Source organism: Bacillus sp. FSL R9-9497 (assembly GCF_038005805.1).
In the GTDB taxonomy this organism is placed as follows: domain Bacteria; phylum Bacillota; class Bacilli; order Bacillales; family Bacillaceae_G; genus Bacillus_A; species Bacillus_A cereus.
The window spans coordinates 2,224,215-2,238,623 of record NZ_JBBOTY010000001.1 but is presented as its reverse complement, the minus strand read 5'-3'; the positions used below and the strand labels follow the sequence as shown (position 1 = coordinate 2,238,623).

Sequence of the window (14,409 nt, the reverse complement as noted above, 5' to 3'; positions counted from 1 at the left end):
GAACACCTCTTCTGTAATTTTTTTATTTAAGATTTAAAAGTGCTGCCGCGTCTAATTGCGTAATTTCAGTCACTTCCTTACTGAATATTGCAACAGAAGCCCTATAATCTAAACTAGGCCTTACATCTTCCATCATTGTATTACTTGCTAACTCTTGTCTATCCTTAAAAACCAACAAGTTTGGAGGATCATTTGGAGCTGATACTGTAATATGTACTGGTGGAATCATTAGTCCTTCACCTGTCGCTTTCAGCACCGCTTCTTTTCGAGTCCAATATGTTAAAAAACCTTCTATTTTCTGTTCATTTGGCAGTTTCATAACTTGCGCTATTTCAATGTCTGTTAATACACCTTCTGCCATTTTCATAACATCTATACTTGGATTCATTTGTTCTACATCTATGCCAACAGGTGCAGATTTTGTAAATGCAACGACAACCCACTCACCTGAATGCGAAACGGATAATTGCGGCATACCTTCTGGTAATTGTGGTCTTCCATGCTGCAATTTACATACTGAGCACATTCGATCAATTGGTACTTGGACTGGTGACATAGAAAGTATCTTGCCGAGAACTAATCTACTTATTACGCAACCTATTATAAAACGAGCTCGATCTGCCGAATGATGATACGAATTTGCTTTCTCTCGCTCTATATCATTTAGTAAATTGTAATGCCATGATTGTAAATCCGAAATTCTTGCCCACCATATTTGACAATCATTCTCATTCAAAGTTGGAATAGAATCTACAACTTTACTTTCTATCATGTAAACTCTCCTTTATTCAACGAATATCAATTTTCATAAAAAAGCATACGTATATTGTTATTCATTGACAAGTACTTTCTCTTTTTCTGATACAGATAATGTTTTTTCTTTCTTCTTTGACATTACCTCTTTATCGGAAATACGTAAAGAAAATAGTAGTGCTATGAGCAAAAATATTGCTGACCCAATTAATGCTGCTTGATATGGTAAAAAATCGGATTGAACGTTATTACCTCCAAAACCAGCTAGTATACTAGCTAAAACCGCTACTCCTATTGCTGAACCTAGTCGATTTTGCACATTGAATATAGTAGTCGCTCTCCCCATAGAAGGCGGCGTGATATTGTTAAAGGCAGAAAATTGAACCGCACCGACAGATTGACCTAAGAAAATACCGATACCAAACAATAATGCCCGGATTTGCCACGGATTCGTATCGTGATTTACAAAACTCAATAAAACAAATATAACCGCCGTACATATTAATCCAATAGAAATTACCTTTCGAGCTCCTAATTTCTTATATGACCATGGTACAATTTGTGAAGAAATCATTAATCCAATCGCCTCTGGAAATGTCGTAAGTCCTGATTCCAGTGCAGAAACTCCTATCACATTTTGATACATAAGAGGAAAAACAAATAACATTCCTAATAAACCAGCTGATGAAAATAATGATATAATGCTCATCTTTCTAAAGACTGGTTCTTTTAATAAGCGTAAATCTAACATCGGTTGCTTTGCTTTCAGTTCTACAATTATAAACAATGTAATGAATACAACCCCAGCTATCCCAGTACTCATAATTTCTGGAGAAATCCACCCTTTTGATGGTCCCTGGCTGAGTGCATATATGAGCATCGCAAATCCTGGTGCTGATAAAATAAAGCCGAGCGAATCAAAGCGACCAGCTGATTTTTCAACATGTTCTGCTAAAAATAGAAGTCCAAATAGCAATGCAACGATTCCAAACGGTAGATTAATATAAAATGCCCAACGCCAAGACATTTGATCTACAAAGAAACCACCGATGATAGGACCAATTGCTGGTGCTACAGCAATTGGAAGTATAATGAACCGGGAAATCTTCGGTCTTTCCTCTGGTGAAAATGTTCGAAATAACATCGCCATTCCGACCGGTGTTAAAAGCCCTCCGCCAGCACCTTGAATAATACGGAAAATATTCAATGAAGTAATATCGTTAGCCATTCCGCATAAAGCAGATGCAATTGTAAATACGAAAAGAGCAATTAAAAATACTCTTTTCGTACCAAAACGATCTCCTAACCAACCAGAAATCGGAAGGAAAACAGCTAAACTAACTAAATATCCAACATTCACCGTCCCCATTGCAGATGGAGGTACTTGTAGTTCTCTACTTATCGTTTGCAGTGCTACATTTACAATCGTTGCGTCCATCGCAGCCATAAACATCGCAGTTATATAAACGATACTTACAACTACTTTTGGATTTAGTTTTTCTTTCATTATCGTTTTCCTACTAATGTTTTTTCGCGAACTTGATTACCTTGTGGATTCAAATCTTTCCAGTTATATTCAACATATTCTAAGCAGCTCTGCCTACTAGCTTCTTCATATACGACATTCCAGCCAATAGGTACATCGAGAAAAGCAGGCCAGAGAGAATACTGGCCCTCCTCATTTATTAATACTTTATATGTGTAATTATCATTTTCAAATGGATTCGTCATACTCTACTTACCCCTTTCTTATTCTGCAAATATTTCGCTAATACTTGTCCAATTTCCGTAAGTGGACCTGGCTGACATAGATCTTTATGTCTACAATCAATATCGTGCTGCACAATTTGCCCATCTAAATAATTTAGCCACGTATTTGGAGAAATAGGATCAAACCAGTCTGGTATAACAGTAGATCTAAAGAATAAGATATCTCCGTTATAAACTTTCGGTACATATTTCCCTAACAACCCTACTGAATTTACATATGTTTCTTTCAAGTTCAATATAGTCTCTTCTTCAAGACTTGCTAATGCACTTCCATCTTTACGAAGGATTTCAACTGCACTTTCCATTGTAAGTGGTTTACCATCCATGTTATCTGGGTCATATCCGCCTAAAGCAAGTAATGCGATTAACGCTTCCTCTTCAGTAGGCGCTTCCGTATTCGGTAAGAAGTGTCCAGGATAAGAGTCAAGCATAACGAGTAATTCTACTTCTTCCCCTTCATTTTGTAATTGCGCCGCCATTGCATGCACAACATTTCCTCCAAGCGACCAACCTAGTAAACGATATGGTCCATGAGGCTGTACTTCACGAACATGTTTCAAGTAATCCGCCGCCATCTCCTCTAAGCTTTTTGGAAGTTCTTCATTTTTAGCAATACCTCGTGCTTGTACACCATAGATTGGATAATCTGTTCCTAAAGATTTCATAAGTCCTGCATAGCACCAACTTAATCCACCTGCTGGATGTACACAAAATAGTGGTAATTGATCCCCGCTTGCTCGTAATGGAAGCAACACATCAAGTGCACTTTGACCATTCCCCATCTCAAGTCTTTCAGCTAACCCTGCAACAGTCGGTGCTGCAAATAAAGTGCCAATATTTAGTTCCACTCCAAGCGCCTCTTTCATGCGGCTCATAAGTTGCACTGCAAGGAGTGAATGGCCACCAAGATCAAAGAATCCGTCATCAATTCCAATTTGAGGTACACTTAGCACTTCTGTAAACAAGTCACATAACATTTCTTCTTGCGGTGTTCTTGGACCACGACTAGAAGATGATGCAATAAATTCTGGAGCTGGCAATGCCTTTCTATCTAATTTACCGTTTGGAGTTAAAGGTAACTCATTTACTACTACAAAAGCGTATGGAACCATATAATCTGGTAAACTACCACTAGCAAACTGACGCATTTCATTCGTATCAATCGCTTCATTATTTGATGCAACGATATAAGAAACTAACCGTTTATCCCCTGGTTGATCTTCACGTACAATAACGGCTACTTGCTCAACTTTAGGGTGCTTCATTATGACTGCTTCTATTTCTCCTAATTCAATTCGGAACCCACGAATTTTGATTTGATGATCTGCACGTCCTATATAATCTAGCGTCCCATCTTTACGCCAGCGAGCTAAGTCTCCTGTACGATACATTCTTGTACCTGGCTTGCCAAATGGATCTGCGATAAAGCGTTCAGCCGTTAATCCTGCTCTTCCTAAATATCCACGCGCAAGCCCTGCACCTGCAACATACATTTCTCCAACTACTCCAGGTGGCACTGGTTGTAAATAGTTGTCTAACACATACACTTTAAGGTCAGGTATACTGCACCCAATTAAACTATTTGCTCGTAAAGAGACGATAGTTTCATCTATTTCAATATAACTAACATGTACTGTCGTCTCCGTAATACCGTACATATTAATAAGCTTTGGTGCGTTATGAGGATGTCGACTATACCAATCTTCTAAGCGACTTAGCTCAAGTGCTTCTCCTCCAAAAACAACATATCGTAAAGATAATTTTTGACCAATCTCTTCATTTTCACGATCTGCTTGCATCAATTGATAGAACGCTGATGGAGTTTGGTTTAAAACCGTAACCTTTTCTTTAACAAGAAGCTGTAAAAATTCTTTCGGCGAGCGACTTACAGTATGTGGCACTACAACTAAACGCCCTCCATATAATAAAGGTCCCCAAATTTCCCAAACCGAGAAATCAAAAGCATATGAATGGAACATCGTCCAAACATCGTTTTCGTCAAACTGGAACCAATGATCAGTTGCTCCTAAAAGTCTTACTACATTTTGATGAGGTATCATAACGCCTTTCGGTCTACCCGTTGACCCTGACGTATAAATAACGTAAGCAATATGTGATGGAGATAATGGCTTAATGCGTTCCACTTCATCAATATTGTCTTCACTATATTTCTCAACTTCTGCTATTACTTTTACATTATCAATTAAAACTTTTAGTGCCTCATTACATTCAATTTCCACTTCTGAATTCGTTAAAACACATGATGGTTTCGCATCGTGTAGCATAAATGAAATACGGTCTGCTGGGTAATCTGGATCTAACGGAAGGTATCCAGCACCAGCTTTAAGAACAGCTAATAAGCTTACAACCATGTTTAATGATCTTGGCATCGCTAAAGCAACGAGTTGATCAGGACCAATCCCTTTTGCTATTAGGAATCGAGCTATTTTATTTGCTTTTCTATTTAACTCTTCATAAGTTAATTTCTTATCTTCAAAGACAACAGCAATAGAATTTGGATTTATATGAGCCTGCTTTTCAAATAATTGTGGCAATGTCATTTCTGGTGCAATTTGAAAACCACCATTCCACTTTTCTAACACTGTATTTTTCTCTGCTACAGTTAATATTTCTAATCTGCCAATTGATTGATCCGGATGTTTCGCTGCATCATCTAATAACAAAATGAATCGTTCTATTAGTTTTTGAACCGTTTCACGTTTATATAAATCGGTACTAAACTCTAGTAATCCATGTAAACCGTTCGGAGTACCATCAACCCCGTTACTCTCACTAATTTCAAATGTTAAATCAAATTTTGCAGAACCGACGCTTTGAATTTCAAGGCTCGCTTCTAAACCTGGTACATGAAACGTTGCTTCTGGTGTATTTTGAAAAGCTAACATAACTTGAAACAACGGGTGGCTGTTTCGAGTACGTACTGGATTTAACACTTCAACAAGCCTTTCAAATGGAACATCTTGATTTTCATAAGCTGCAAGATTTACCTGCTTCACTCTATTTAATAATTCTTTAAAACTTGGATCTCCTGACGTATTTGTACGTAACACTAATGTATTTACAAATAAACCAACAATATCTGAAAGTACATCATCATTTCTTCCAGCAATCGGACTTCCAATTGGTATATCAGTGCCTGCACCTAATCTTGTAAATAGTGCACTAAGCCCTGCTTGCAATACCATAAACAAACTAACTCCATTTTTACGTGCAAGCTCTACTAACCTACTATGCATACCTTCATCTATATGAAAATGAATTGTTTCCCCGCGGTAACTCGTCTCAATTGGACGCTGGAAATCTGTAGGTAACTCCATTTGGTCTGGTAAACCTTTAAGTTCTTCTTTCCAAAAATCTAATTGTGTTGAAATAAGACTCTCTGGTGTCGTTTCATCACCTAGCAATTGCTGTTGCCAAAGTGCATAATCTGCGTATTGAACTGGAAGTGACTCCAGCTGAACTCTATCACCTTGACATCGCGCTTTATACGCCGCTGTAAAATCTCTCGTTAACGGTTGTAATGACCAGCCATCACCTACAATATGATGTAATAGAATTAATAATACATGTTCGTTTTCACTCACTGTAAAAAGTTGCAAACGAACTGCCGGCTCAAAATCGAGGTTAAAGCTATATCTTACCGCCTCTGAAAGTACACTTTCTAATTCATCTTTACATGTATTAGTTATAACCATTTCTAGATTTAAGTTTTCCATATCTAAAATTTTCTGATAGGAACTACCTAATACGTTAGGGAAAATTGTTCTAAGTGTTTCATGTTTCTCAACTACATCATAAAAAGCACCTTGTAATGCTTCCCGATTCAATATTCCATTCATACGAATGACTAGCGGAATATTATAAGTAGGACTTGGACCTTCTAAACAATTTAAGAACCATAACCTGCGCTGTGCAAATGAAAGTGGAACTTCATTTGGCCTACTTGCTTTCTGAATAGCTGGTCTTGCACTTTTTGCATGGTTTAATTGTTTCGCCAGTTCGGCAACAGTTGGTGATTCAAATAGTTTCCCAATTCCTAATTCCACACTTAACGTTTCGCGAATTCTTGCCATTAAACGAGATGCAAGAAGTGAATGTCCACCCATTTCAAAGAAATTATCATCAATGCTAATTCGAGAAACACCAAGTACTTCTGCAAATAAATCACATAATATTTCTTCTTTCGGATTTCTAGCAACTCTCTCATTGTGCATTCCATTAAAATCAGGAGCAGGTAATTTCTTTCTGTCAACCTTACCATTTGGCGTTAATGGTAATTCTTCTAGCACAACAAATGCCGATGGTATCATATAATTCGCTAAACTTTCTGAAACATAAGAACGAATTTCTGAAAGATTAATCGGTTCCTTTTCTTCTGCAACGATATACGCAATGATGCGTTTATCATTTGGACGATCTTCTCGTACTATTACTACCGCTTGTTGAATATTTTCATGTCGTTGTAATACCGTTTCAATTTCAGCTAATTCAATTCGGAATCCACGAATTTTAATTTGATGATCTGCGCGACTAATGTACTCTAACGCACCATCACTACGCCATTTCACAAGATCTCCTGTACGGTACATGCGCTTCCCTGATTCTCCATAAGGATTTGCAACAAACCGTTCAGCTGTTAACTCAGGTTTTCCTAAATATCCGCTTGCAAGTCCTTCCCCTGCAATATATAATTCCCCAATAACTCCAGGTGGAACTGGTTGTAACCCTGCATCCAATACATACACTTCTGTATTGCAAATTGGCTTTCCAATAGGAGGTATACCCTTTTCACCTTCATCAATGTTCATGAAAGTAGACCAAATCGTCGTTTCAGTTGGTCCATATAAATTAGTTATTGAGCAACCTAATTCTTTTAATTTATTTGCTAAATGCGCTGAAAGAGCTTCACCACCAACTAGTATGTTTAGCCCTTGTAGCTTCTCTGGATAATCAGTTACTAACGCCTGCCAAAGCGTCGGTGTAGCCTGCATAATGGTCACTCTTTCTTCATGTAAAAGTGTCGTTAATGCAGAAGGCTCTTGTATGTCTTTTTTTTGCGCAATTGTTAAACTTGCACCACTAATAAGAGGTAAATAAATTTCTAGAGCAGAAATATCAAACGCAAACGTTGTAACTGCTAATAAATGATCATTTTCATTTAATGAAAACTTTTGTTGCATAGCCATTAAAAAGTTACTTAAACCTCTCATAGGAACAATTACACCTTTTGGGTTTCCTGTTGAGCCTGAAGTATATATTGTATAGGCTGGGTTTAAAAGTGATACATCATTCTTACATGCTATATTCATACGGGAATATGTATGTAACGCTAGTTTCGTTTCTTCTTCATCTAATACAATTTTTTTCATATCATTTTCTATAACTAACTTAGATGAAACAGATGAATGTGTTATGATACAAACTGGTTTTGCATCATTTACTATATAATTAATTCTTTCTGCTGGGTATTCTGGATCTATTGGTAAATACGCTGCACCAGCCTTTAAGACTGCTAGCATACTAACTACCATTTCTATTGATCTAGGGAATACTAAAGCTACAAACTGGTTTGGTCGTATTCCTTCTTCTACTAAATAATGTGCTAGTTCATTCACTCGTTCATTTAGCTCTTTATACGTAAGGTTTACACCGTCACAAGTAATGGCTAGTTTATTGGGATTTTTTTGCACTTGTTTTTCAAATGATATAGGCAGACTGATTAACTCATCGTCTTCCTTCGTTTCATTCCATTCCAATAAAACTTTATGATTTTCTTCAGGCAGAGTAATGTTTATTTTTCCAATCGACTCGTTTTTCTCATAATTATTTACTACTAATTCAAATAGACTCATAAATCTTTCTTTATGCAATGCTAGCTCCGCGCCATTATATACTTCAGGATTTGCATCAAAATGAATCATTAGCTCATTTTGATCAAAACGTTTATATACATTTATTGATAAATCATCGACAGGTCCTGCTGATAAATTATGCGTAATACCACGATTTCCAGCAAAATTTAGCCCGTAATCAAAAGGCATAACATTCACTAACGGTCCAAACAACCTTTGATTTTCACCTAGTAACTTTAAGTCTCTTCTTAATTCCTCATGACGGTATTTATAATGGCGACGTACATCTCGGATTTCTTTAGAAACTTGCTGCAATAATTCCGCAAGAGTTATATTTGGAGTTACTGTAATACGAAGTGGCACTAAATTCATTACCATACTTGGTGTATGAATAGATACCGAACCTAGACGTCCCATCATCGGTAAACCTAAAACAATATCATTTGCACCTGTTAACTTATGCATATAAATACTTGTTACAGCGACAATGAATTCCGGCCAACTTGTTAACGAAATATTGATATCTTCTAATAAAGTTTTCGTGCTAGAACTAGATAAATAAGCTGTTTTTCGTGAAAATCCATTTGATGTTCTCGGTGCTCGCTCTGCCAAGCTTACAACTTCTGGTTCATCCGCAAATTTTTCTAACCAAAAAGTACGATCTTCCTGAAATTTTTTAGACTCACGATACTCAATATCTTCTTGCACGACTTTTGTAAGAGAACCAAACGGCTTTTCATTCTTCTTTGTTTCTTCTATAAGTGATGTATACTCATTCGCCACTTTTTGGCTAAGAAGTGAAAATCCATAGCCATCCATCACAATGTGATGGATGCGCTGATACCAAAAGAAACGATTATTTTCAACTTGAATAAGTGCTTCAGTAAATAATGTATCTTTTTTCAAATCGACTGGCATAGATAAATCATTTTTCATCCATACTTTAGCAGCTTCTTCAGGATTTTCTTCTTTACGAACGTCAATAAAATGCATATGAAACTGTGATTCTTCAATAACTTGCCATGGGCCAATTTCATTCTCTTCGAAGCGAACATGAAGTGCTTCTGTTTCCATTACAACTTTACGTACAGCTAATTCAAAAATGTCTTGATGAATATTTCCGTTTATTTCTACATATTCCCCAGTATTATAAATTGGATTAAGCGGATCTAATTGTTGCGCAAACCACATACCAGACTGCGCAGATGATAACGAATGACGAATCTTTTGACTGTTAGGCATTCTTTACTACCCCTTTATTATGTAGTCTATTTGTTACAGCACCTGTGCTGTTTGTGAAGATAGTAAACTGTACCAACCTGCAACAGTTGGATGTTCTGCTAAATGTGCAAAAGTGATTTCTTTCCCTTCACGACGCCACTTCTCTACTAAACTCATAATTCTGACCGAATCAAGCCCTCTATTTAATAAGTCCTCATCAATATCAATACTCTCTACTGGCTCACGAAGTAGTTGTGCAACTAGTTCATGCACTTCCTGTATAGTGATTCCTTCACTCTCATCATCTTTTACACTTTGTAAATCGTTTAACAGTAGGTTTGTTGATGTCGTTACTGCACATCTATTAGATGCATACTCCAATGCTTGTTTATGATGCTCTAGTGAAAAATCAGCAACTGCATCTGCTACAAAGAACGGCTCTATACCATCCATAAATGCTTCACAAGCTGTTAAAAGACAGCCAATATGCGCATAAATACCGCAAATAATGAGTTGATCTCTTCCTTGTTCATTTAAAATTTCTAATAGATTTGTCTTTTTAAATGCACTATATCTCCATTTTGTTATGAATATATCATCCTCATCAGGAGTAAGTTCATCAACAATTTTCTTTTTATCTGGTCCAGCAGGTATACCGTCACCCCAAAAGTCTTGTAATAAACCTCGTTGTTCTAACGTTTGCCCACCAGGTTGTGCTGTATAAACAACTGGTATACCAAGTTCCTTACATTTTTCTCTTATCATTTTAATATTTGAAATAAGTTCTACTTTTGGTGATTCTTTATCGCTATATGCATCAAGAAAGTATTCTTGCATGTCATGAATTAAAAGTACTGCACGTTTCGGATCTGGTGTCCAATTCACTTTATTTTTTGGTAGTTCTGATTCAATTGGCATTTTATATACTGAAATAGATGGGATAGCCATCTAATCACTTCCTTCCGGTTTTTATTATTGTTTTACTGTAATAAGTTTTTGAGCAATGACTTTACGTAGTTCTTTTTTGCTGACTTTTCCGACTCCTGTTTGCGGGAATGATTCAATAAATTCAATTCGATCTGGAATTTTATAAGCCGCTATACCACGTTCTCTTAAAAACATTTTTAATTCACTTACTGCCGGAACTTGTCCGCGAGCTATAACAAAAGCACAGGTGCGTTCACCTAAATAATCGTCAGGCATAGATACGATTGCTACGTCATGGATCGCATCGTGTGCTAATAGATGATTTTCAACTTCTTCCGCAGCAACTTTCTCACCACCACGATTAATTTGATCTTTATCTCTTCCTTCTACAATGATGTATCCTTGTTCATTTACTTTTACAAGATCACCTGTGCGATAAAACCCATCCTTTGTAAATGATCGTGCATTATGCTCTTCGGCTTTATAGTAACCACGAATTGTATATGGACCTCGTGTTAATAAACTACCTACTTCGCCCGGTTGTACATCGTTGTCATTTTCATCAACAACTCGTACTTCATCGAGTGCAGACATTGGTCTACCTTGTGTATGAATAATAATTTCTTCCGGATCGTCTAATCTTGTATAGTTCACTAATCCTTCCGCCATACCGAATACTTGCTGTAACGTACATCCAAATGTAGGACGTATACGTTTTGCAACCTCAGCGCTAAACTTAGCACCACCTACTTGCATAACCTCTAGGCTTGATAAATCGGCATTACGAGAAGATGCAGCATCAAGCCAAATCATTGCTAATGGCGGAACAAGCGCTGTAATTGTAACTTTTTCTTTTTCGATAAGAGCAAAGGCCTCATCTGGACTACCACCAGTTGCCAATACCACTTTTCCACCCGCATAGAAAGTTCCAAATGTCCCTGGAGAACTCATTGGGTAATTGTGTGCTACTGGAAGAACTGCCATATAGACGCTTTCTGCATTCAAATTACAAATTTCAGCGCTAACACGTAAACTATAAATATAGTCATCATGCGTTCTAGGAATTAATTTAGAAAGACCTGTTGTGCCTCCTGATAATTGGAGAAATGCAACATCACTTGGCTGAACTTCTGGTAATGAGACGGGATCCATATACAGATCATTTATGTTCACAAACTCTTCTTCTTCTCCCACTACAATTACATGTTGTAAAGTTGGCACTTTCTCTTTCACTTCTCTTGCTAGTTTTCGATAATCAAAACCGAGAGCCTTATCTGAAATAACGTAAGCGCTCGCCTCGCCAAACTCACAAAAATAACTAATTTCACTGCTTCGATGTGAAGGTAGTGCAAAGACAGGAAGCGCTCCAATTCGAAATAGTGCAAAACATATTTCGAAAAACTCAATAATGTTAGGTAACTGGATTACAACTCTGTCCTCTTTCTTTATTCCTAAATTGAGTAAACCTGCTGCTAAACGATCTACCTTTTTATTAAGTTCACTATATGTTATATGCTTCTTACCACTTACAACCGCGATTCGATCTCCATATTTCTCAGCCCGCTCTCTTAACACTCCTCCAAATGTTTCACCAAGCCAACATCCTGCTTCTCGGTAACGATCGGCAAATTCTTTTGGCCATTCTGTATAACCTACTAGCATTCTTTCTTCCCCCTATTTTTCATTAAGTGAACTATCTCTTAACCCTAAAGCTTTTAGCATTGTTTGGAACTTAGCTGATGTTTCTGCTAATTCATCTTCTGGTTTTGACTCAGCAACAACTCCAGCTCCTGCATATAAACGAAGTGTATTTTCTTGTACTTCAGCACAACGAATTGTAACAATCCATTCTCCATCTCCATTTAAATCGCTCCATCCTAGCATTCCTGTAAAGAACTCGCGGTCAAATGGCTCAATATGCTGTATAGCTTCTCTTGCTTTTTCCATCGGAGTTCCGCAAACTGCTGGCGTAGGATGAAGGGCAATTGCTAATTGTAAAGAAGAAGTATTTGGATCCTTAAGTTCACCTTTCACTTCTGTAGACAAATGCCACATCGCTTCACTATGAATAACTGATGGCTTTTCTGGAACATGTAATGTATGACAATACGGACGAAGTGCAGCGGCAACCGCTTCAACTACTACCGCATGTTCATGTAAATCTTTTGGCGAAGAAAGTAATTCCTCTGCTCTTCTTTTATCTTCTACTGGGTCCTCACTACGTGGCCTTGAACCAGCTAACGGGTTAGAAATAACTTGCATACCATTACGTGAAACAAGTAATTCAGGGCTTGCTCCAATTAGCGTCTTACTGTTCTCTTTTTCATCTTTCGGTAAATTTACAGCAAATGTATAACCATGCTTATTATGCTCTGCTAATTCTCGCAGAAGTTTTTGCTTATCAATCTTTTCGGAAGATTTAACATCTAACGATCTGGATAGAACGATTTTCTTTAAATCACCGTCCTGTATTTTTTCAATTCCTTGCTTCACACCATTCATATAAACTTCAGGGTCTGGCACTGGTGTCATTTCAAATGTTACATTCTCATTTGTTTCAAGCTGATTTGTTGTATCCAATTGTAAACGCTCAGAAATTCTGCTATATTCTGGTACGATGAGTTGGACTTCTTTTCTACGATCAAATGGCAAAGCACCCACAACGATAGGATTTGGATTTCCAGCTTGTTTCGCATTACTTAATGTCGCTTGCACAAGCTCTGGGAAACTTTCAATTTCACGATGCTTTACTGTAGTAAACTCTCCTTCTGCTAATATCGTTCGAGTTGGTGAAGCGAAAAAGAATGAAGATTCAGTCTTATAATCTTCTAAAAGTTTTTCTGACAATTCCTTTACAGCTATATGTTCATTCATAATATAATAACCTCCTGAATTTTTATTAAACTCCTAACGTAGCACCGCCATCAACACATAAATTGTGCATTGTAATATGACTTGCTCTATCTGAGGCTAAAAATAACACTGCTTCAGCAACTTCTGAAGGTTGTGCAATTTTTTGTAATGGAATTCCGAGTCTATATGTATTTTGAGAACCAGCAATTATATTTTTAGCTCCATTCTCATCAGCCCATAGTAATCTTTGCATCTCAGTTTCAGTAGAACCTGGAGAAACTAAGTTGCAGCGTATATTGTATGCCGCAAGCTCTAGTCCTAAACATTTCATAAACATCGTCGTTGCGGCCTTTGACGCAGCATACGCAGCCATCTCCATTCTTGGCGTATTTGCCGCATTTGAACCGACTGTAACAATTGCCCCCGATTTTCTTAACATCATATTTTTACTTACCGCTCGGGACATATTGAAAACCCCTGTAGTATTTACAGAGAATGTTTTATTCCAATCTTCATCACTTAACGAATGAATTGGTCCCATACGTAAAACCCCTGCAACATTTATTAAAATATCTATTGGCGCTATTTCATTTGCAATATGATTTACCATGTCTTCAACAGCGGCGCTATCACTCACATCTAAACGAAACGTTTTCATACGTGTATTGTTTAATTCATTTTGATTTAAGAGTACATTTAACCCCTCTTCATTTTGATCAACCGCAATAACTGTGGCTCCTCTTTCTAAAAACATTTTGGCAACGACACTGCCTATGCCTTGTGCTGCACCTGTTACTAAAACTGTTTTCCCATCAAATTCCCCTAAGTTCATTTTCTCTATCCTTTCACATAAACATTAATTTCATTAAGTAACACCGATGATATTGATTTTCATTATCAGTTGTGTTGTAAAAAATAATACACTTACTAAACTAATTGGTCAAGTGCGCATTACTTTAAAATTCATTTTATTGATAATGTTTTTCATTTACCATCTTACACCGAAATGATA

General features: G+C 37.1%; 8 protein-coding genes. All 8 read right to left on the bottom strand.

Features of this window, described 5'->3' with window-relative positions; translation table 11 throughout:
* Nucleotides 1–22 precede the first annotated feature (22 nt).
* Genes sfp through dhbA form a run of 8 tightly spaced genes read right to left on the bottom strand, consistent with a single transcriptional unit; the run spans nucleotide 23 to nucleotide 14,229 of the window.
* Entirely contained in the window at nucleotides 23–772 is a 750-nt protein-coding gene (gene sfp / locus MKY21_RS11635) for a 4'-phosphopantetheinyl transferase Sfp (protein WP_000572999.1), read from the bottom strand.
* A gap of 57 nt (nucleotides 773–829) precedes the next feature.
* On the bottom strand, nucleotides 830–2,260 hold the full coding sequence (locus MKY21_RS11630; protein WP_098601372.1) for an MDR family MFS transporter: 1,431 nt from the start codon (nucleotides 2,258–2,260) through the stop codon (nucleotides 830–832).
* The gene (locus MKY21_RS11625) at nucleotides 2,260–2,484 is read right to left on the bottom strand and encodes an MbtH family protein (protein ID WP_000184059.1); all 225 of its coding nucleotides are present in this window, start codon (nucleotides 2,482–2,484) and stop codon (nucleotides 2,260–2,262) included. The genes MKY21_RS11630 and MKY21_RS11625 overlap by 1 nt, the downstream gene beginning before the upstream one ends.
* Complete coding sequence (locus tag MKY21_RS11620) at nucleotides 2,481–9,638, bottom strand: amino acid adenylation domain-containing protein (protein ID WP_341076279.1); 7,158 nt, start codon at nucleotides 9,636–9,638, stop codon at nucleotides 2,481–2,483. The genes MKY21_RS11625 and MKY21_RS11620 overlap by 4 nt, the downstream gene beginning before the upstream one ends.
* Before the next feature lie 33 nt (nucleotides 9,639–9,671).
* Nucleotides 9,672–10,565, bottom strand: coding sequence for an isochorismatase family protein (locus MKY21_RS11615; RefSeq protein ID WP_044796259.1), 894 nt, complete (start codon nucleotides 10,563–10,565; stop codon nucleotides 9,672–9,674).
* 24 nt (nucleotides 10,566–10,589) lie between these two features.
* Nucleotides 10,590–12,206: a (2,3-dihydroxybenzoyl)adenylate synthase gene (locus MKY21_RS11610; RefSeq protein WP_044796258.1), complete on the bottom strand. Its 1,617-nt coding sequence runs from the start codon at nucleotides 12,204–12,206 to the stop codon at nucleotides 10,590–10,592.
* A gap of 12 nt (nucleotides 12,207–12,218) precedes the next feature.
* Entirely contained in the window at nucleotides 12,219–13,418 is a 1,200-nt protein-coding gene (gene dhbC, locus MKY21_RS11605; RefSeq protein ID WP_001002075.1) for an isochorismate synthase DhbC, read from the bottom strand.
* A 25-nt stretch (nucleotides 13,419–13,443) separates the two neighbouring features.
* Nucleotides 13,444–14,229: a 2,3-dihydro-2,3-dihydroxybenzoate dehydrogenase gene (gene dhbA, locus MKY21_RS11600; RefSeq protein ID WP_001048430.1), complete on the bottom strand. Its 786-nt coding sequence runs from the start codon at nucleotides 14,227–14,229 to the stop codon at nucleotides 13,444–13,446.
* Nucleotides 14,230–14,409: the final 180 nt, after the last annotated feature.

Coding starts and splice junctions, on each gene's coding strand:
- MKY21_RS11615 (WP_044796259.1), bottom strand. CDS start 10,565: ATGGCTATCCCATCTATTTCAGTATATAAAATGCCAATTGAATCAGAA.
- MKY21_RS11625 (WP_000184059.1), bottom strand. CDS start 2,484: ATGACGAATCCATTTGAAAATGATAATTACACATATAAAGTATTAATA.
- MKY21_RS11610 (WP_044796258.1), bottom strand. CDS start 12,206: ATGCTAGTAGGTTATACAGAATGGCCAAAAGAATTTGCCGATCGTTAC.
- MKY21_RS11620 (WP_341076279.1), bottom strand. CDS start 9,638: ATGCCTAACAGTCAAAAGATTCGTCATTCGTTATCATCTGCGCAGTCT.
- sfp (WP_000572999.1), bottom strand. CDS start 772: ATGATAGAAAGTAAAGTTGTAGATTCTATTCCAACTTTGAATGAGAAT.
- dhbA (WP_001048430.1), bottom strand. CDS start 14,229: ATGAACTTAGGGGAATTTGATGGGAAAACAGTTTTAGTAACAGGTGCA.
- MKY21_RS11630 (WP_098601372.1), bottom strand. CDS start 2,260: ATGAAAGAAAAACTAAATCCAAAAGTAGTTGTAAGTATCGTTTATATA.
- dhbC (WP_001002075.1), bottom strand. CDS start 13,418: ATGAATGAACATATAGCTGTAAAGGAATTGTCAGAAAAACTTTTAGAA.